15 protein-coding genes are annotated in these 20,980 nt (G+C 38.0%); 3 read left to right on the top strand and 12 right to left on the bottom strand.

The features are described 5' to 3' along the window. Positions 1–184: 184 nt before the first annotated feature. From ACFFIT_RS04250 to bamD, 9 genes are all read right to left on the bottom strand, one after another. On the bottom strand, positions 185–1,588 hold the full coding sequence (locus tag ACFFIT_RS04250) for a Na+/H+ antiporter family protein (RefSeq protein ID WP_385876409.1): 1,404 nt from the start codon (positions 1,586–1,588) through the stop codon (positions 185–187). A gap of 191 nt (positions 1,589–1,779) precedes the next feature. Then, positions 1,780–2,499 (bottom strand): bifunctional 2-polyprenyl-6-hydroxyphenol methylase/3-demethylubiquinol 3-O-methyltransferase UbiG, encoded by a 720-nt coding sequence (ubiG, locus tag ACFFIT_RS04255; RefSeq protein WP_385876410.1) that lies wholly within the window; start codon positions 2,497–2,499, stop codon positions 1,780–1,782. A 2-nt stretch (positions 2,500–2,501) separates the two neighbouring features. Beyond that, positions 2,502–3,248, bottom strand: coding sequence for an electron transport complex subunit E (locus ACFFIT_RS04260; protein ID WP_385876411.1), 747 nt, complete (start codon positions 3,246–3,248; stop codon positions 2,502–2,504). A 49-nt stretch (positions 3,249–3,297) separates the two neighbouring features. Next, the gene (gene rsxG, locus ACFFIT_RS04265; RefSeq protein WP_385876412.1) at positions 3,298–3,918 is read right to left on the bottom strand and encodes an electron transport complex subunit RsxG; all 621 of its coding nucleotides are present in this window, start codon (positions 3,916–3,918) and stop codon (positions 3,298–3,300) included. A 30-nt stretch (positions 3,919–3,948) separates the two neighbouring features. Next, on the bottom strand, positions 3,949–5,013 hold the full coding sequence (rsxD, locus tag ACFFIT_RS04270) for an electron transport complex subunit RsxD (RefSeq protein ID WP_385876413.1): 1,065 nt from the start codon (positions 5,011–5,013) through the stop codon (positions 3,949–3,951). Between the two features lie 33 nt (positions 5,014–5,046). After that, positions 5,047–7,320: an electron transport complex subunit RsxC gene (gene rsxC, locus ACFFIT_RS04275; protein WP_385876414.1), complete on the bottom strand. Its 2,274-nt coding sequence runs from the start codon at positions 7,318–7,320 to the stop codon at positions 5,047–5,049. Further along, on the bottom strand, positions 7,317–8,006 hold the full coding sequence (rsxB, locus tag ACFFIT_RS04280) for an electron transport complex subunit RsxB (protein WP_385876415.1): 690 nt from the start codon (positions 8,004–8,006) through the stop codon (positions 7,317–7,319). The genes rsxC and rsxB overlap by 4 nt, the downstream gene beginning before the upstream one ends. A 1-nt stretch (position 8,007) precedes the next feature. After that, positions 8,008–8,586, bottom strand: coding sequence for an electron transport complex subunit RsxA (gene rsxA / locus ACFFIT_RS04285; protein ID WP_385876416.1), 579 nt, complete (start codon positions 8,584–8,586; stop codon positions 8,008–8,010). Positions 8,587–8,828: 242 nt separating this feature from the next. Beyond that, the gene (bamD, locus tag ACFFIT_RS04290; protein ID WP_385876417.1) at positions 8,829–9,578 is read right to left on the bottom strand and encodes an outer membrane protein assembly factor BamD; all 750 of its coding nucleotides are present in this window, start codon (positions 9,576–9,578) and stop codon (positions 8,829–8,831) included. An 850-nt stretch (positions 9,579–10,428) separates the two neighbouring features. Between bamD and ACFFIT_RS04295 the strand changes: the two genes are divergently transcribed. The 3 genes from ACFFIT_RS04295 (at position 10,429) to ACFFIT_RS04305 (ending at position 16,175) form a co-directional block, all read left to right on the top strand. Continuing rightward, complete coding sequence (locus ACFFIT_RS04295; protein ID WP_385876418.1) at positions 10,429–11,931, top strand: anion permease; 1,503 nt, start codon at positions 10,429–10,431, stop codon at positions 11,929–11,931. Positions 11,932–12,107: 176 nt separating this feature from the next. Continuing rightward, positions 12,108–14,891, top strand: a complete 2,784-nt coding sequence (locus ACFFIT_RS04300) for an NADH-dependent fumarate reductase (protein WP_385876419.1) — start codon at positions 12,108–12,110, stop codon at positions 14,889–14,891. Between the two features lie 234 nt (positions 14,892–15,125). Further along, complete coding sequence (locus ACFFIT_RS04305; RefSeq protein ID WP_385876420.1) at positions 15,126–16,175, top strand: FAD:protein FMN transferase; 1,050 nt, start codon at positions 15,126–15,128, stop codon at positions 16,173–16,175. Positions 16,176–16,331: 156 nt separating this feature from the next. On the opposite strand, the gene ACFFIT_RS04310 is transcribed toward ACFFIT_RS04305, so the two are convergent. Genes ACFFIT_RS04310 through hutU form a run of 3 tightly spaced genes read right to left on the bottom strand, consistent with a single transcriptional unit; the run spans position 16,332 to position 20,949 of the window. Beyond that, positions 16,332–17,699 (bottom strand): Na+/H+ antiporter family protein, encoded by a 1,368-nt coding sequence (locus ACFFIT_RS04310; RefSeq protein ID WP_385876421.1) that lies wholly within the window; start codon positions 17,697–17,699, stop codon positions 16,332–16,334. 21 nt (positions 17,700–17,720) lie between these two features. Next, positions 17,721–19,265, bottom strand: coding sequence for a histidine ammonia-lyase (hutH, locus tag ACFFIT_RS04315; protein ID WP_385876426.1), 1,545 nt, complete (start codon positions 19,263–19,265; stop codon positions 17,721–17,723). 7 nt (positions 19,266–19,272) lie between these two features. Beyond that, positions 19,273–20,949 carry a urocanate hydratase gene (gene hutU, locus ACFFIT_RS04320; protein ID WP_385876427.1) on the bottom strand — a complete coding sequence of 559 codons (1,677 nt, stop codon included), beginning with the start codon at positions 20,947–20,949 and terminating at the stop codon, positions 19,273–19,275. Positions 20,950–20,980 lie beyond the last annotated feature (31 nt).

The following is a 20,980-nucleotide window of genomic DNA, read 5'->3' on the forward strand; positions in this document are numbered from 1 at the left end:
CATATTTTTAAATCTCCTATTATTTAATGATAGTGTACTATAAAATTATTAACAACTATCCTAATTGATAGGGTTTTGAAACCAGCTATGTCTTAGCGATTGATAACTGAAAGTAAGCAATCGCAAGCATCTAATGAATGTACCCTAAAGATTTGATTGACTTAGGGAGAACTTAGCTAAAACACTAGAGTATCATCGCCGCAATCCAACCAAAAATAATCAAAGGAATGTTATAGTGGATAAATGTAGGAACTACACTGTCCCAAATATGATTATGCTGACCATCAGTATTTAAGCCAGCTGTTGGTCCTAATGTAGAATCAGAAGCAGGTGATCCTGCATCACCTAGTACTGCTGCGGTGCCGACGATTGCCACGATGGCCGTTGGGGAAAAACCTAATTGAGCAGCGATTGGGACAAAGATAACCGTTATAATAGGAATAGTTGAGAAAGAGGATCCTATACCCATTGTAATGAATAACCCAACAAGTAGCATGACTAAAGCAGCTAGTCCTTTTCTATCACCAATGACTTCCATGGAAGTTGTTACCATCGATTCCACATCTCCTGTTGCTTTCATCACGGCTGCAAATCCAGCGGCAGAAATCATGATAAAACCGACTTGGGCCATCATGCGCATACCTTCCATGAAGACATTATCTTGTTCATTCCATTTAAAAACACCGCTTAAAGAGAGTACGGCAAAGCCGAATAACCCGCCTAACATTAAAGAATCATATTTTAATTGCATGCTCACTGTGCCTACTAATGCCACTAAAATCAATATGACTTGTGTCATCTTTAGCTTGGGTAAAGCGTAATTTGCTTGTTTTGTATCCGTTGCTCTGGCATTAATGGCATATTCTCTAGGTTTTTTATAAGAAAAAAAGTAGGCAATCAGCAAGCCAACAAACATACCTAGGAATGGAATGGCCATAGCTGTAACCACCATTTCTCTATCCATGGTCATTTGATAATTTTTGCTGGCTTCTTGCAGATTTTTAAGTAACAATTCATACATAAATATCTCTCCAAAACCAATTGGAACAAACATATAAGTGGCTACTAGACCGAAAGTCAGTGTACAGGCAACTAGGCGTCTATCTAACTTTAAAGTATTCATTAATCCAAGTAGTGGTGGGATTAGTATTGGTATAAACGCAATATGTACTGGTATGATATTTTGTGATAAAAAAGCAGCGGTTAGCAACAGTGCGATAAGCATAAAATTTACGTAGCTTACACTTTTTGCTGAAACTGATTTGCCCGTTAATTGTTTTATTGCATAATAGGCAAGTATATCAGCAATACCTGAACGCGATAAAGCCACAGCAAAAGCACCTAAAATTGCGTAAGAAAGCGCAAGTGTTGCACCGCCACCTAAGCCCTCAGTGAGCACCTCAACTACTTTACTGATCGGCATCTTAGCAATAAGGCCACCAATAATTGCAGAAAAAAGAAGAGAAAATACAACAGAAACACGGCTTAAACTCAAAATAACCATCACAATGATGGCTATTAATACAGAATTTAACTCGTATATCCATGAAAAGGCATTAAACCAAGAAAAATCACTTGAATTCGACATCTTAAAACGCACCTTGCATTAGAGTAGAAAAATACAAAAAAATATAAAAAGAGGCTTAATTTCCTTCTCAATACCAGGTTCATTGGATGGAAACTAAGCTGTTAGTCTTAACTTCTCATCACGTCTGCTCACTGTAAAATTTAGCTTTCACAATAAATGTAGCGCATAAAATAAGAAATTAATGTCTTATCCTAGTGTGGTTTTCTAGCACACACCATGTAGTTTATATCTACATCATCAGAAAGATAAAATTGATTTCTTAGAGGATTAAAATTAAGACCTATCATATGGACAGTCTCTAGATCAGCTGCATCAATAAACTGAATGAGTTCAGATGGTTTAATACACTTTTTAATATCATGTGTACCTCTAGGGACCCATCGTAAAATATATTCAGCTGCAACAATAGCGCCAAGGAAGGATTTAACATTTCTATTGATGGTAGAAAAGAAAATCATACCACCTGGTTTAACTAAAGTGGCACAAGCTCTTACAACAGAGGAAGGATCTGGTACATGCTCAAGCATTTCCATGCAGGTTACAACATCATATTGGCCTGGATGATTATTCGCGTAATCTTCAGCAGTTGTCTGAATATAGTCTATAGTTAAGCCACTTTCGAGAGCATGTAACCTTGCGACTTCAAGAGGTTCAGCACCCATATCGATACCTGTGACAATGGCGCCTTCTTTAGCAAGGCTTTCAGATAAAATACCTCCCCCACAGCCCACATCAAGCACTTTTTTCTCAAATAAACCTTCTGAGCGTTCGGCAATATAACCTAGTCTAAGAGGATTAATTCTATGCAAAGGTTTAAATTCACCTTCTAAATCCCACCATTTGGTTGCAATCGAGTTAAACTTCTCAATTTCTTTGGCATCAACATTCGCATTACTATTTTGTTTGTCCATATCTATGGTAACTCCTTCGATGTTTGACTTGATAAAGATGTGTTTTGCGCTATAGGGTTGATATCCTTAGTAACAATATTATGATTGATATCTGTTTCCTTTTTACTGAACCAGACATGGTCTATTTGATGCTTTATGGCAAGTAAAAGTGCTAAGCCTAAAAATGCGCCAGGCGGTAAAATAGCCAGTAAGAAAGGCGTTTCAATTTTAATGACTTCAATTTCCAGGATTGTTGCCCATTCCCCCAATAAGCTTGGTGCACCTGCAAAGAGTGTTCCTGAACCTAAAACCTCTCGTAATGCACCCAATAAAAAAAGAGCCAGCGTGCTACCAAGACCCATGGCTAGTCCATCAATGCCAGCTTTAAAGACGCTATTTTTGGAGGCAAATGCTTCAGCTCTTCCTATCACAATACAATTTGTTACGATAAGGGGAATAAAAATTCCAAGCGTATGATAGAGGGTAAAGGTATAAGCATGCATTAATAATTGTACGCAGCTCACTACCGAAGCAATAATCATGACATAAATAGGAATTCTTATCTCATTGGGAATAAATTTGCGTAACAATGAAACACTGATATTAGTTAACACAAGTACTAACGCAGTTGCGATACCTAACCCTAAAGCATTTGTTGCAGTATTTGAAACGGCAAGCAACGGGCAAAGTCCTAAAAGTTGAACTAATGAGGAGTTGTTTTTCCAGACCCCATCCACCCATATTTTCATTAAACCTGTAGATTGATTCATTTAAAATACCCTGTAGAATTGACATAAAATATAATTACTTACTCATCAATCAATAATTACATTTAGGAAGCATAGATAAGTCATCATCTAAATTTTGTATAACAGCCACTGCGCGTTTAATGGCATTAACGACAGCTCTAGGGGTAATGGTTGCCCCTGCAAATTGATCTATTGTTCCGCCATCTTTTTTAACCGCAAACGTTTTTTCATTCTCAGCATGGAGTTTAAACCCTGCAAATTGTAAAATCCAATCAGAAATATCCAAGTCAATTTTATCACCAAGCCCAGGGGTTTCCTTATGACTTAAAGTCCTTACACCTAAAATGGTGCCATCTTGTTGAGCTGCGACGAGGATGAGAATATCTCCAGAGTAACCATCGGGCGCAGTAACTTCAGTCACTGCAGCAACTCTTTTTCCATCAACCAGAACTTGATAAACAGGTTTGGGGATATTTCCTAGTTCAGAATTTTCAATCATGACACACTGATTCAATAAAGCGGTCGATTGAAATTCACTAGGTAAAACTTGGGACAATAACGCTAAACGTTCCTGATAAGTCTGTGCGATTATTTTGTCTTTCGTCAAATGATAGACAAAAGCAGTCATTGCGGTAGTCAAGGCTGCAAAAAGAGCCAATTTTATTGCATGTTTTTTTATAAGTTCAAACATAATTTACCTACACTTTAGGCACAAAGTATATTAATGTCCATAAGGTTTTGTTCTGGTTAAATGATCAATGAATGGTACACATAAATTTGCGAATAGTACCGCAAAAGCAACTGCATCAGGATAGCCACCAAAAGTTCTTATCAGCCATACCAAAAAACCCACAATCAGTGCATAGATAATTTGACCTCGAGGTGTCGTCGATGCAGAAACAGGATCTGTTAAAATAAAAAAAGCTCCTAGCATTGTCGCGCCGCTTAGTAAATGGAGGGTTGGGCTTAAAACCGTTTCAGGATAAGTTAAATGGCTGATATAACTGATAGTCCCTAAAGAAAGTAAAAAATAAAAAGGGATCTGCCAGCGTATGATCTTAAGTGCAATTAATAAAAAACCTCCTAACATAAAAGCCATATTAATAGGCAACCACCCTTTCGCCGCTTTCAAATCCAAAACAGGCACAAGAGTTAGAGTTGCACTGAATTCAGTTAATAAATCAGTAAATGTTTTACCCGTATTAAGCCCTTGCTTGAATACATCAAGCGTTGTAGCTTGACTGATAGCATCATACGCAATAAATGTATTAATCGGTTGTTCAAGAAAAATTACCTTTATTACATCAATGATTTGCAATTGATGAATTAGCGAAGAGTGACTTGGGCTTGCCCAAGTTGTCATATGTACAGGAAAAGAGATAAGAAGTACCACGTAACCTACCATTGCAGGATTAAAAATATTATGTCCTAATCCGCCATAAAGTTGCTTACTGACCACGATGGCGAAGAAAATACCAATAACTAAAATCCACCATGGAGCGTATCCTGGGATACTTATCGCAAGCAGCCATGCTGTTAATAAACCAGAACCATCTAAAATGGGTTTAATTGTACGGTTTCTTAATTTTAGAAAAATCCCTTCATATACAAGAGCGAGCAAACTGGCCCAAAGGATTTGAATAATATTACCATACCCTAAGAAATAGGCCTGGACTGCAACGCCTGGCAAAAGAGCCAGTATGACAAGATACATTATTTGCTTATTAGACCATTTACCTGTGGTCGTGTGCTTTTTCAAAAATCTAGGCAACAAAATTTGATTCATTACAGCATCCTTTGAATAAATGTGCTACTCGATTTAAACATTTTCATTATTCTTCAATGCCTCATCTCTTTTAGCAATTGCTCTTAACCTTGCCTGTTCAATAGCTTTTTTACGCTGTGATTCTTTGTCCATATCCGAATGATGTGTTATCACTTTAGCGTCATCTTGTACAAGTGATGGGGTATCACTATTTTTTTGTTCATGAAGGGTTCTTTTTGCTTTTGCCCTTTCCTGCGCCGCAATTATTGCCGCTTTTCTATTTTCTTCTTTAGAGGGTTCATTTACTGTTATGGTTTGTTTATTTTGTGCAATTACATTATTATTCATATTTATGGCGACATCTTCATTCAATTGAGTAACAGAGGTTTTATCATTTGCATTGAGATGGTTTAGTGTTTCTTTGCCGTCTAATTGACCAGCCCTTCTGGCTTTTGCTCGGGCCAATGCAGCTTCTACAGCTGCTTTTCTTGGATCAACAAAATTTTGTTCGATGTTATCTTTAACTACAAGAGATGAACTTACATCGTCCTTACCACTCTGTGTAGATGTATTCTTTTCAGTCTCCTTAACATTTTGATTAAGCTTTTTGGCTTTTGCTCTAGCAAGAGCGGCTTCTATGGCTGCTTTTTTGCTATCTTGAAAATTTGTTTGCGAATCAGTAGAAGTTGCGGGAATATCAACAATACTATTATCTTCAGAGAATAGCGATGTTTGAGGTGGTAAGTTTGTATTTTCTACTGCGGCTTTTTTGGCTTTGACTCTCGCAATAGCTGCTTCAACTGCAGATTTATCTTTGTCATTTAAATTCACATTTATGTTTTTATGCCGCTCTTCCCTAGCAATTTTTTCAGCTTCAATACGCTTTAATTTAGCTTCATATCGCTCTTTGGCCTTTTGTGCCATCAATGCTTCTTCTTTTTCTGTTTTAATCTCTTGTTTGGCAACTTTATAATAATGTACAAGAGGTATATGGCTTGGGCAAACAAATTCGCAGGCACCACATTCAATACAATCAAATAAATTGTGCTGTGTAGCTTTTTCATACTCTTTGCCTTGACTATACCAAAAGAGTTGCTGTGGCAATAACCTTGATGGACAAACATTGACGCATTCACCACAACGTATACAGGGTTGTTCTGGAGCAGACTTTGGTTTTTCATTTAAACTTCTAGCTAACAAACAATTTGTCGTCTTAACAACGCTACTGTCTAAATCGATAGCGTATCCCATCATAGGACCGCCCATGAGAAGAGGCTGCTTATCAAGCTCATCTAGACTGACATTGAAATACTCCATTAATGCTTTGATAGGGGTACCGACTCTGACCCAGTAATTGCCAGGCATTTGGTAGAGTTGCCCGGCAAAAGTAACCACTCTTTCAATCAATGGTATTCGCATTACAATGGCTTGCTGCACGGCATAAACTGTTCCCACATTGAGCATAAGGATCCCAAGGGCAGTGGCATGTTGGCCAGAAGGTATTTCTTTGCCCGTCAGGAGTGTAACTAACTGTTTAGCGCCCCCTGAAGGATATTTTGTCGGCACAACAATGATTTTTGTCGCTAAACGGATCAGATCAATAGATGTCGTTTCTAATGCTGCATGAAGAGCACTGATAGCTTCTGGTTTATTGTCTTCAATACCGATTAAAATTCTCTTAGGATGGAGTATTTTTCGAATGATGTCTAAGCCTTGTATCAATTCTTTAGCATGCTCTCTCATAAGCCTATCATCTGCACTGATGTAGGGTTCACATTCGGCAGCGTTTAGTATTATGGTATCAATCGAAACATCATCGGTTGTGTGATTTACTTTAACGGCAGTTGGAAAACCCGCTCCACCTAGCCCCACAATGCCACATTGATGAATTTCATTAATAATATCGGATGATTTCGCTTTAAGGTAATCAAAAGGTGCTAAAGCATAGGGTGCATCTAGACCATCACTTTGTATTTGAACCGTTAGTACCTGCTCTTGAAAATAAGAAGCATTGGGCTGTGTAACAAAACCTTGCACGGTGCCGGAAGTTGGTGCATGAACAGGGACTTGATTGCCAACCCCCCGAGTGAGTGGTTGACCTTTTAATACTTTATCGCCAGCATGTACAATTAAATCCGTCTCTGTGCCAATATGTTGCTTAATAGCAACTCGGTATTCAGGAAAAATAGGTAAAAAATTTATATCATGGAGATTAGCCGGGGATTTATTTTCTTTAGGGTATATTCCGCCAAAAAAATCCGTAATCGGCTTACCACTATTATGTTTTTGACGAATTATAAATTCACTTATTTTTTTACGAAACATCATTTGTTATTAATTTCAACCCCAGTTATCTCTTCAACAATTTCGCTCTTTCTTGGCTGTTCTTCCAAATTAATTTTACTGAAATTAGACTGGGCTGTTGATAATTCTGTTACAGATATGACAGATAAACTTTTAAATTTCATTGTTCTTAATTCATCATGTGTAATCATAGTAATACAATTTGTAGGACAAGGGGCAACACATAAATCACACCCCGTGCAAGCATCTGTTATTACTGTGTGCATTGAACGCGTAGCCCCTACAATCGCGTCAACAGGGCACACTTGAATGCATTTCACACAACCAATACAATTGGCTTCATCGATAAAAGCCACTTTTTTAACAGGTGCTGACGCTTCTTCTCCAATGGGTTGCGGATCGACACCTAAAAGCTCAGCAATTTTAAGCATGACCTGCTCACCGCCAGGGGCACATTTATTAATTGCCTCCCCATTTTCACCTACTGCTTTTGCATAGGGTTTACATCCAGGATAGCCGCACTGCGCACATTGACTTTGAGGTAAAAGCGCATCAATTTTATCAACAATAGGATCGCCCGTTACGAAGAATTTTTTTGCCGCATATCCAAGTAGAGCGCCACAGGACAAAGCCAGAAGAGACAAAGCAGTGATTGCCACAATAAAATTTTCTAAAAAATATTGAACTACATTAACTATCCACTGATTCATCTTATTTGACCAATCCAGTAAAGCCCATGAATGCAAGTGACATCAATCCTGCCGTAATTAGTGCTATTGAGGATCCTTTAAATGCATCAGGTACATCTGCTAAAGCAATGCGTTCTCTAATTGCAGCGAATAGAACCATCACCAGAGAAAACCCTATAGCGGCGGCAAAACCATAGACAGCTGACTCTAAAAACGTATGCATTTGGGTGATATTCAAGAGCGCAACACCTAAAACAGCACAATTTGTTGTGATGAGAGGGAGAAAAATACCAAGTACTCTGTATAGCATGGGGCTTGTCTTTTTTACCATCATTTCAGTAAATTGGACAATAACTGCGATAATTAAAATAAAAGCAAATGTTCTTAGGTAGACGATATCAAAAGGTACTAAGATGAATTGTTCAACAGCCCAAGAGCTGATAGAGGCTATGGTTAACACAAAAGTTGTAGCAAAACCCATTCCAACAGCACTGGTATACTTTTTTGACACACCCATAAAAGGACATAAGCCTAGAAACTTTATTAAGACAAAGTTATTTACTAATACTGTAGAGACAAAAATAAGCAAGTAATGAGTCATTTTATTGTTTAACTATTCTGTTCTGGTTAACTTGTATAATTAATATATCAAAAGATTGCGGTCGTATTAAAATTATCATTTTAGTTACACCCACAATGCGAATATTAAGTAATAAAAAATTAATAATGCTAAATGTGATTATTTAAGCGCAATTACTGCCACAATTTTACTTTTTTTAATAAACAAAAAAGGATTAGCACGCTATTTAACATGCTAATCCCTTATACTAATGGTTAGCTTAATTAAAGGGGGTTAGCATCTCTAAGCATTGCTGCTTTACTCGCCTGTTCCGGTAAATTAAGTTCAGTATAAGCATTGAATAATAATTCTAAAGCTTCTTTGGTTGCCTGAGAATCTGGAAAATCGATCAGCATTTGTTCTACTCGATTAACGACAGCTACATAAGCTCCACGTTTGTGATAATACTGGACTATCGATAAATCATACTTCGCTAAACGCTCTTTTAGTGCCACTTGGCGTTTATATCCATCTGCTGCATATTCGCTTTCAGGAAAATCGTAGACTAAACGATTAAAATCTTTGAAGGCATTTTTTGCATGCTTAGGATCTCTATCTGACCTATCCACCCAAAGCCATCTTTGCAAAGTGTTATCATCTAGTGCCATGTTAGTAAGACCTTGTAGATAGATAACATAATCAAGACGTTCATGTGTTGGGTTTAATTTTTCAAAACGTTCAGCAGCTGCTAAAGCAAGCGGATATTCACCAGATTTATAGTAAGAATAAACAAGATCGATTTGAGTTTGCTGAGAATATTCACCAAAGGGATATTGAGTATCAAGTGCTTCTAATTGCTTTATGGCTTGACGATAATCCCCCTCTTGCAATGCAGCTTGTGCATTAGCAAACAACTCAGATGCTGGTTTTTCACTCACTTCTTCTTTATTACTACTACAACCAGCTAAGACCAAACATATCATCCCCGTTAGGGCGATTTTATGCATTTTATTAAAGATTTTTTTATTTGTCATATCTATGCTCTTTATTAATCGTTAATACATTTCATTTAGCACAAGGGAAACAGCCGATGAATAGAAGCGTTACCTTCAACATTTAATCATTTTAGCATTAAAACGGCTCCGATATGAACAGCTATTTTGCTTTTTTACCTAAATTCCGCAATTAAATACTATTTTTTCAATAATTTTCACAAGTACAGAATCAATCAGTGACTTTCAAATTTTGCTCCCTCATCAACTGACTGATAAAAAATCAATCGAAGTCATTGCTTCCTCTCAATGCATTTAAATAGACATTGAGAAAGTGTCAAGTTAATTCACAGTAACTTTAACGCATAACACATGTGTCAGATGAGAAGTAAGCTAAGTCGATAACCCGATAATAATTGACTTACTCTATAGCACTAAGTAATCGGGATCTATTAGAGGGATTTCATCGAGGAGTATTTAGTTTAGCGGATAAAAAATAAGTATCTACTCATCTATTATTCTTTCAATTCATTACTAATTATTTCATTTAACTTTGATCTATCGCAAAAATGTGTTTTTCTATCTAAGAAAAAACTTACACATTTAACATTAATTAACTATAATTTAGGCAAGAAAAAATTTAGTCAACATAAAAAATAGATTAATGTGATACAAATCACTTTTTATTGTTATCAATGATTTTCAATTGGTTAAAAATAGCTATTTAAGAAACAATTTGTTATTTTATTGAGCTGAGTATATTTGAAAAAATGTGTTGAGCTGAGTAAAAAATCAAAATAGTTTCCAAGTTAAACTTACAAGTTACATACTTTAGTAACATTTAAACTATTTTTATCATGGAGTCTTCTAACTACAAAAAAAGGTGATTATTATGACTAATTCAGCCCCTACTCCAAAGACTGTTCATTCCAACCAGTCTTTAAAAAAAATGGTTTTGCTAGCCCTGCCATTTATTGTGACCCTTATCATTTTGTTAATTCCCGTTCCGAATGGATTAGAACCACATGCCTGGTACTTTTTTGCTATATTTTTAGGTGTGATCGTCGGGTTAATCTTTGAACCTTTACCTGGGGCAGTCATTGGCTTTACGGGTATTGTTGTCATTGCACTTTTTAGTCAATGGACCTTGTTCACCCCTGAGCAACTCGCTGATCCTAATTTTAGACAAGCAAACCAAGCGTTTTCTTGGGCTGTTAGTGGATTTGGGAATTCCACAGTTTGGCTTATCTTTGGTGCATTTATGTTCGCAGCTGGGTATGATAAAACCCAATTTGGTAAACGTCTATCCTTAATATTAGTGAAATATTTAGGAAAACGAAGCTTAACACTAGGTTATGCTATTACTTTTGCAGATTTACTCCTTGCCCCCTTCACTCCATCAAATACTGCAAGAAGTGGTGGTACTATTTACCCTATTATTGCCAATCTTCCTAGTTTGTATGACTCAAAGCCAAACGACCCTAGTGCAAGAAAAATTGGTTCTTATTTAATGTGGGTTGCTATAGCAGCCACTTGTGTGACAAGCTCTATGTTTCTCACAGCACTAGCTCCAAATTTATTGGCTCTTCCTTTTGTAAGTGAAATTGCGAATATTAACATTTCATGGGGTAATTGGTTCTTAGCCTTTCTTCCCTTGGGCGTTATTTTATTATTACTTGTGCCATTAATTACCTATTGGGTGTATCCACCTGAAGTTAAATTCAATAAAGAAGTCCCTCTTTGGGCTGCTAAAGAACTTGAAAAATTAGGTCCCTTATCTAAACACGAAATATTACTGATCCTGTTTGTATTCAGTGCACTATTTATGTGGATTTTCGCCACTTCAATAATTGAGCCTGCTTTAGCTGCTATGTTAATTATTGTTTTAATGCTCTGGTCAGGGGTACTTAATTGGAACGATATTCTTAATAATAAACCAGCTTGGAATACACTCACTTGGTTTGCAACACTTGTCGCACTTGCCAGTGGTCTGACTAAAGTTGGCTTCATCGCGTGGGTAGGTGAAATTGGTTCAGCTGTGTTATCTGGTTACAGTCCAATCATGAGCACTCTTTTACTTGTGACAACCTTCTATCTTCTTCACTATCTATTTGCCAGTACCACAGCCCACACAACGGCTTTACTCCCTGTGTTCCTTACTGTAGGAATGGCAGTACCAGGAATTGATATGTTCGTACTTTCCTTGATGTTGGTTACTTCCTTAGGAATTATGGGCATCATAACCCCATATGGTACAGGTCCAAGCCCCATCTATTATGGCAGTGGATTCCTTCCTGCTAAAGATTTCTGGCGCTTAGGTACAATATTTGGATTTATCTTTTTAATAGGACTTATAGGCTTAGGTTATCCTTGGATGTCCTTTATATTCCAATAAACGACCATCAATAACATTATAAGCAATTGATAATAAAAACGTCCTAACCAACAACCATTTTCTTAGGGCGTAAAAAAATAGCGATGTTTAGTAAAAAGAATTCTTTGATTATTCAAAGCATAAGTACTCAGTCACACTCCTTTTCTTAACAACTGATAAAACTAGCGGAGTAAATTATGAAAAACACATTAGCTCACCAGGCTCCATTCCAATTTCCTAATGGTGGACTTGTCAAAAATCGCTTAGTTATGGCGCCAATGACAACAAGCGCAGGATTTTATGATGGCTCAGTCAGCGATGATTTAGTTGAATACTACAAAGCCAGAGCCGGTACTATCGGCACCATCATTGTCGAATGCTGCTTTGTTGATAACTTAGGCCCTGCTTTTCCAGGTGCATTAGCGATTGATAATGATAGAATGATCCCAGGGCTTGCCAGAATTGCAAGAGCAATTAAATCAAAAGGTTCTAAAGCCATTTTGCAGATTTATCATGGCGGTAGAATGGTAGAGCCAGAGTTAATCGGTGGTAAAACACCCATTGCACCGAGTGCTGTTGCAGCGCCAAGAGAAGGGGCTGTCATTCCAAGAGAAATGAGCGCAGAAGAAGTCGATATGATGATAACCAAATTTGGTGATGCGGTCAGTCGAGCAATGAAGGCTGGTTATGATGGTGTTGAGATCCATGGAGCTAATACTTATTTAATACAGCAATTCTTCTCACCTCACTCCAATAGAAGGAATGATAAATGGGGAGGCAGTAGAGAAAATAGAGCAAATTTTCCTCTTGAAATTTTGAAAATAACTCAAAAAATGGCTCAGTACTACGAAAAACATAATTTCATTATTGGCTATAGATTTTCCCCTGAAGAAATTGAAGAACCAGGAATACGTTTTGAAGACACACTTTATTTACTAGATAAGTTAGCAGAGCAAGGCTTAGATTATGTACATTTTTCCATGGGACATTATTTAAGAAATTCACTAATTAATAAAGAGGACGCTACACCGCTTATTACCCGATATATAAAAGAGCGTTCTGAAACGTTGGCTAAAATCCCTGTCATCGGTGTAGGCAGTGTAGTCAATCTTGGTGAAGTCAATGAAGCGCTAGCGCATGGGTATGATCTTATTGCGGCTGGAAAAGCGTGCATAGTTTATCCTGATTGGGCAGATAAACTAGCAGAAGAAGTAAAACTTGAATTAACGATGGAATCAGGTCAAAGAATCGCCCTTAAAGTTCCAGAACCCCTTTGGAGATTTTCCCTTGTCGATGCCCTTATAAGAGAAGCTGAACCTACAGTTAAACATTATAAAATGGGGGTTTTTGAAGAGAAAGTAGAGCTTGAAGCGCAGAAACTTAAAATTAGCGTAGAGTTATCTACAGACAGAATTACCGATGTGATGATGGAAATCGATGATACCTTAGATATAGACTTTACTGAGACATTTGAAGAGATCAGAAATCGCATTCTGGTGGCAAATAGCCCTTGGGTTGATGCCGTAGCGGGTGCTACAGCACAAAGTGAAGCACTTAAAAAAGCAGTATCACGTGCGATGACACAATCAACCAAAGAGCATATTTTAGCGACGGGTGGTAATTTAAATGAGCTGCAACACTTTGATGTCGTTGTTATAGGAAGTGGTGGCGCTGGATTAGCTGCTGCAATTCAGGCTCATGACGATGGTGCTAAAGTCCTCATTATTGAAAAGATGCCTACCATTGGCGGAAACACGATAAAAGCTTCTGTTGGAATGAATGCTGCAGAAAGTATTTTCCAAAAAATCAAAGGTATTAAAGATGATCGTACGCTTTTCTATCAAGAAACATTGAAGGGAGGCAAATTCATTAATAATCAAAAATTACTTCACTCATTTATCCAAGATACGCCAATTGCAATCGATTGGCTAGCTGACAAAGGAATAGAGTTAAGCGATATCACCATAACTGGGGGAATGAGTATAGACAGAACTCATCGACCAGCCGATCGCTCTGCTGTTGGGGGTTATTTAATCAGTGGACTTTTGAAAAATGTGGTTTCTCGTGGTATTGAAGTCATGCTTGATACAGAAGTTGTTGATATTTCATATGAAAATGATACGCCTAGCGCGGTAAAAATTAAAGATGATAAAGGTGAAATATCTACTCTTAAAGCGAAAAGTGTCGTAGTTGCAACAGGTGGATTCAGTGCTAATGCCAAAATGGTAGAGCAGTACAAACCTGAGCTTAAAGGTTTTGTAACAACTAACCATCCCGGAGCAACGGGCTGTGGCATAAAATTACTCACAGAAATAGGGGCTGATACCATAGACTTGGAGCAAATCCAGATCCATCCTACTGTAGAACAAAAGACATCTTATCTTATTTCTGAATCTATTCGAGGTGGTGGTGCCATTTTAGTTAATCATTTTGGCCATCGATTTTGTAATGAAATGGACACGCGTGATCATGTATCCCAATGCATAATTTCTTTACCACAGAAAAATGCCTGGATAATTTTTGATGACCAAGTACGCCTGAACAATAAAGCGTCAGAAGAGTATATAGAACAGGGCCTTGCTATCGTAGCTGATTCTTTAATTGATTTAGCCCATAAAATTAATATAGAGGAAAGTGCCTTAGAACAAACACTTAAACGCTATAATCAATGGGTAAGTAAAGGCAAAGATGAGGAGTTTGGGCGTGAAACCGCATTACGCTATCAATTAGAACAAGCCCCCTTCTACGCCATTTTGATTGCCCCTGGTATTCATCATACCATGGGAGGAGTCGTTATTAATCAAGAAGGTTCAGTGCTTGATAAAACCCGTTATCCAATCCGGGGAGTCTTTGCAGCAGGTGAAGTTACTGGCGGTGTTCATGGCGCTAATCGTATAGGCGGGAATGCCATCGCTGACATTATCGTATTTGGCATTAGAGCCGGAAGTCAGGCTGCTCATTATGCACAAAATAAACGGTAATTGAAAAGTATTTCAATTGACATTAAAATCTCAAAAATCATAATGATATTTTTGAGATGTTTACATACCGTGCCCTGAAAATACGATTTACTTAGGCACGGTATTTTTTATTATACGTTATAAGTCATTAGTTTTAAGTTATAACCTATATATTTTTTTAAAATATTTAAGTTGGTCATAGCTCATCATGTTTGTTATAAACAAATAAAAAAATTGCTGTGATTTGGAGACGTAATGCAACAGGGCCATATAAGAACTGTCCACGCAGTCATGATGGGTTCAGATATTTCTATAAAAAGTAGAGATGCTGATGCTGAAACATTAAAAAAAGCACTGCAACTGGTTCATCATTATGAAAAAAAACTGAGTGCAAACAATAGTGACTCACAATTAATGAAAATTAATCAAATGGCAGGTAAAGCACCTGTTTCTGTCAGCGAGGATTTATTTGAGTTAATTACCATAGCTAAAGAAGCCAGCCTAATGCCTGGTTCTCTGTTCAACTTTGCCATTGGGCCTCTTGTAAAACTTTGGAAAATTGGTTTTTCTGGTCATACAATTCCTAATGAAAAAATAATTCAAGAAACACTGCTTAGATGTCTTCCAAGTGAAGTACTTCTGGATTTTTCTGAACGAACAGTCTACTTGCAACAAATCGGTATGGAGATTGATTTGGGCGCCATTGCTAAAGGATACATAGCAGATATGGTCAGGGCTTATTTAGTCTCACAATCCGTCAACTCTGCTTTAATTGACTTAGGTGGAAATATACACTCCTTATCCCAATGTGAACCACTTTTAGCGTATAACGAATCAATTACGGAATTGAGTCATAATCAAGCCTCTTTAATCAACCCAAAGTGTGCTAAAGAAACCCAATATGTTCACTCACTGAATTGGTCTGTTGGGATCAAAACACCATTTTGTGAAAATAATAAATTTTTGGGCATTCTAAATATAGAAAATGAATCGGTTGTGACGACTGGGATCTATGAACGTTTTTTTATCAAAAACAATCATCATTATCATCATGTCTTAAATACTCTCACAGGTTACCCACATGACAATGACTTAGTCAGTGTCACCGTCATATCTAAACGTTCAACTGAAGGTGAAATTTGGTCAACGCTTTTATATGGTTTGGGTTTAGAAAAAGGCCTAGAAGCAGTAAAAAATAACAGTGCCATTGAGGCAATATTTATAACAAGAAAAAATGAAGTCGTTATCAGTGATAAGATGAAAGTTTGTTTTGAGCTTTTAGATCAACATTACACGCTTCTATAAGAATCCGTATACTGCCTGCAAAAATATAAGTATGCTTATGTATCAACTGAGATCATAAAATTAACGCTCAGATTTAATGCTAATTGAGATTAAAATTGGGATTAAAAGGCCCCTTTGTCTAGATGAGGCCCTATGATAAGACTATGATGAGTAATTTTAAAGGATCATAGAAGCAATCCATCCAAAAATGACTAAGGGAATATTATAATGTATAAATGTTGGCACCACTGTATCCCACATATGGTTATGCTGACCATCAACATTTAAACCTGATGTCGGCCCTAAGGTCGAATCTGATGCAGGTGAACCCGCATCACCAAGCGCAGCCGCTGTACCAACCAAAGCCACCATGCCCGCTGGAGTGAATCCTAATTTAAAGGCTATGGGAACAAAAATAATTGTAATTATTGGGATTGTTGAAAAAGAGGAACCTATTCCAAGGGTAATAAATAGGCCTACCAACAGCATAGCAAGCGATGCCAATGCTTTATTATCGCCTATAACGTTCATTGAAGAATCAACCAAAGTACTTACATGCCCAGTTGCCTTCATCACAGCGGCAAAGCCTGATGCTGAAATCATGATAAACCCAACTAAAGCCATCATCCTCATACCCTGAGTAAAAACATGATCCTGCTCTTGCCATTCAAATACGCCAACTAAAGAAAGTATTGCAAACCCGAGCATCCCCCCCAAAATCATAGAGTCGAAAATTAACTGAACCACAACAGTTCCCAAAAGTGCGACCATAATCAAAGAAATTTGTAATTTTGACAATTTTTTGAATTTATGCTCATAGGTCTCATTCGGATCGAGAGCTATTGTTTTGTATTGCCTAGGTTTTCTGTAACTTACGAAATAGGAATACAATAAACCTACTATCATACCTATAAAAGGCAACGCCATAGATTTTACAACTAAACTTCTTTCAAGGACGATGCCAAACTCTTGGGAAGCAACGTTTAAATTGTAAAGCAGTAAATCATACATAAATATAGCACCAAAACCTACAGGAATAAAAATATACGTTCCGACTAGACCAAAAGTTAACACACAAGCTACAAGACGTCTATCAAGATTAAGTTTGTTCATCAAGACCAATAATGGGGGGATCAGTATAGGGATAAATGCAATATGTACAGGGATCACATTTTGTGAACTCATAGCCGCTACTAAAAGAATTCCTAAGAGTAATAAGCTGATTCGCTGATTATTTTTGGCGTTTCCTTCTTTACCCGTAAGAATTTTTATTGCTTTACCTGCTAAAAGCTCGGCAATACCAGACCGCGCAAGCGCGACTGCAAATGCCCCTAAAATTGCGTAGGAGAGAGCAATAGTAGCTCCTGCTCCTAAGCCTTGAGTAAATATTGAAATAACCTCTTTAATGGGTATCTTGGCAATCACTCCACCTATTAATGCGGCTAATATAAGTGAAAAAACAATAGAAACTCTACATAGACTGAGTATAACCATTGCACAAACCGAGACGATTATTGCATTTAATTCATATATAATTGAAAACATAGCACCCCCCATGTAATGGTTCTATTCTTGGCTTGGCAAAATATTTGCAGGCATCAATTCCCAAAATATATTTTGCTTAATAAGGGTAGAAGCCTTTTCTATGTCTGGAGCAAAAAAACGGTCTTTATCATAAAAACGGACGCTTTCTCTTAACTTATTTCGCGCCTTTTCTAGTCTCGAAGAAGTTTTCTTATTATTCCTAAAATCAATACCTTGACATGAAGCAAGCCACTCTATGCCTAGCAAGTATCTTGTATTTTCAGCCATTTCCCAGAGACGACGCCCTGCTGCTGGCGCCATGGAAACATGATCTTCTTGATTAGCAGATGTAGGAATAGTATCTACACTGTGTGGATGTGATAACGCCTTATTTTCACTGGCTAATGCAGCCGATGTGACCTGAGCAATCATAAAACCTGAATTGACACCACCATCATTGACTAGAAACGAAGGCAACTGCGAAAGATGCTTATCCATCAATAGGGCTACTCGCCTTTCTGAGAGATTAGCGATTTCAGCAATCACTAAAGCGAGATTATCTGCAACCATAGCGATGGGTTCAGCGTGAAAATTTCCTCCAGAGAGTATATCTTCTTGCTCGGCAAAGACCAGCGGATTATCTGAAACTGCATTTGCTTCAATATGCAATATATTAGCTGCAAACCTTATCTGATCTAAACAAGCCCCCATGACCTGTGGTTGGCATCTTAGGGAATATGGATCTTGCACTTTATCACATTCACTATGTTCTAAAGATATTTCACTGGCTTCATCTAATAAGTACCTGTAGACAAAAGCTGCATCAATTTGCCCTTTTTGACCTCTGACTTCATGTATTCTGGCATCAAAAGGAGTTCGTGATCCCATACTGGCTTCAACACTCAAACTACCACAAACACATGCTGTCGCGTAGAGTTCCTCTGTCAAAAACAAGCCCTTAAGAGCATACGCAGTGGATACTTGTGTACCATTTAAGAGTGCTAAACCTTCCTTAGGCCCTAATGACAGGGTTTCTAGACCCGCTATTTTTAACGCATCCTGTGCGTTTAACCATTGACCGTTGTATCGTGCACTCCCCTCACCTAACAAAAGTGCTGACATATGTGCTAATGGCGCTAAATCTCCTGAAGCACCCACTGAGCCTTTTGCTGGGATCATCGGGTAAACTTGATGGTTTACCAAGGCGATAAGCGCATCAATCACTTGTCTTGAAATGCCCGAAAATCCTCTTGCCAGCGAATTTATCTTTAATACCATGATTAATCTAACTACATCATCTTCCAGCGCTTCTCCTACCCCTGTTGAGTGAGATAGAACCAAAGATTGTTGTAGTTTTGAAAGATCTTTATTCGCTATTCGGGTCTGAGCTAAAAGTCCAAATCCTGTATTAATGCCATAAGTTGTTTTCTCTTTGCTAACGATTTCATTTACGCACGCAACGGCTCGTTCTATTGGCGCATTAAATTTTTCTGATAAATGGATCTTAGTCGGATTTTTAAAGATAGAACGACACTGCGCTAATGTTAATTGCCCTGGCACTAACTCTAAATTAAAAACAGTATTCATATTCATTTTATTTCACCATAGGTAAGTTGAGGTTATGAGTTTTCGCGCAGGCTTTGGCGATATCATAGCCTGCATCTGCATGACGCATGACACCTGTGGCCGGATCATTATGCAGAACTCTGGCAATTCTTGTGGCTGCTTCATCTGTACCATCACATACTATGACAACTCCACTGTGTTGTGAAAATCCCATACCTACCCCCCCACCATGATGAAGACTTACCCAAGTTGCCCCTCCCGCGGTATTTAAAAGCGCATTAAGTAGTGGCCAATCTGATACGGCATCTGACCCATCTATCATACTTTCTGTTTCTCTATTAGGGCTAGCAACAGATCCTGAATCAAGATGATCTCTACCTATCACAATCGGGGCACTTACCTCCCCATGACGTACCATTTCATTAAAGGCCAGTCCTAATTTTGCTCTATCACCAAGCCCAACCCAACATATTCGAGCGGGTAGCCCTTGAAATTCGATCCTTTCACGCGCCATATCTAACCAATGATGTAGGTGTGTATTATCCGGCAGCAACGATTTGACTTTCTCATCCGTTTTATAGATATCTTCCGCTAATCCTGACAAAGCAACCCATCTGAAAGGGCCTATTCCTTGGCAAAACAGCGGCCTGATATACGCGGGAACAAATCCTGGAAAATCAAACGCATTTTTAACACCACATTCCAAAGCCATTTGACGTATATTATTTCCATAATCAACCACTGCGCTTCCGCGTTCTTTGAGTGTTAACATTGCTTTAACTTGTTTTGCCATTGATTGCTTGGCAGGTATAACAATAGAATCCGGTGCTTTTTCTCTGGCTGTTTTCCATTGTTCCATAGTCCAACCTGATGGTAGATACCCATTTATAGGATCGTGTGCACTGGTTTGATCAGTTGTGATATCAGGCGTTATACCTCGCGCAACAAATTCGGTAAAGACATCAGCAGCATTACCTAATAGACCTATGGATGTCGGCTTATTCTCCTTTTTTGCAGTCTCTAAAAGATTAAGTGCTTCATCTAAGCTTTTGGCTTTTTTATCCACATATCCTGTTTTAATTCTAAAATCAATTCGTGTTTCATCGCAATCTACCGCGATGATATGAAAGCCAGCCATCACCGCGGCAAGTGGCTGTGCCCCACCCATTCCTCCTAACCCACCGGTCAGAATTAGACGGTTAGCTGCATTCCCATTGAAATGTGTTTTTGCCATAGCGACAAATGTTTCATAAGTACCTTGGACAATCCCTTGCGAACCAATATAAATCCATGACCCCGCTGTCATTTGGCCATACATCGTCAACCCTTTTTTGTCCAATTCATGGAAATGATCCCAAGTGGCAAAATGAGGTACTATATTGGAGTTTGCGATAAGTACCCTTGGGGCATCTTTATGTGTTGGGAATACACCGACGGGTTTACCGGATTGAACTAATAACGTCTCATCGTCTTTTAGTGTTTTGAGAATTTCTGTTATTTTATCAAAACATTCCCAATCTCTTGCTGCGCGACCTATTCCACCATAAACAACTAAAGAGTGCGGATGTTCTGCAACCATAGGATCTAAATTATTATGAAACATTCTTAGCACAGCTTCTGTTTGCCAGCTATGACAAATTTTTTCGCTGCCTGTTCTTGCTCTAATTTCTCTTTTGGGATCGAATCTTTTATTTACAGATGTCATTTTTTTCTCCATGTCATGATCTGAGTTATCT

The organism is Thorsellia kenyensis, assembly GCF_042432445.1.
GTDB lineage: Bacteria > Pseudomonadota > Gammaproteobacteria > Enterobacterales > Thorselliaceae > Thorsellia > Thorsellia kenyensis.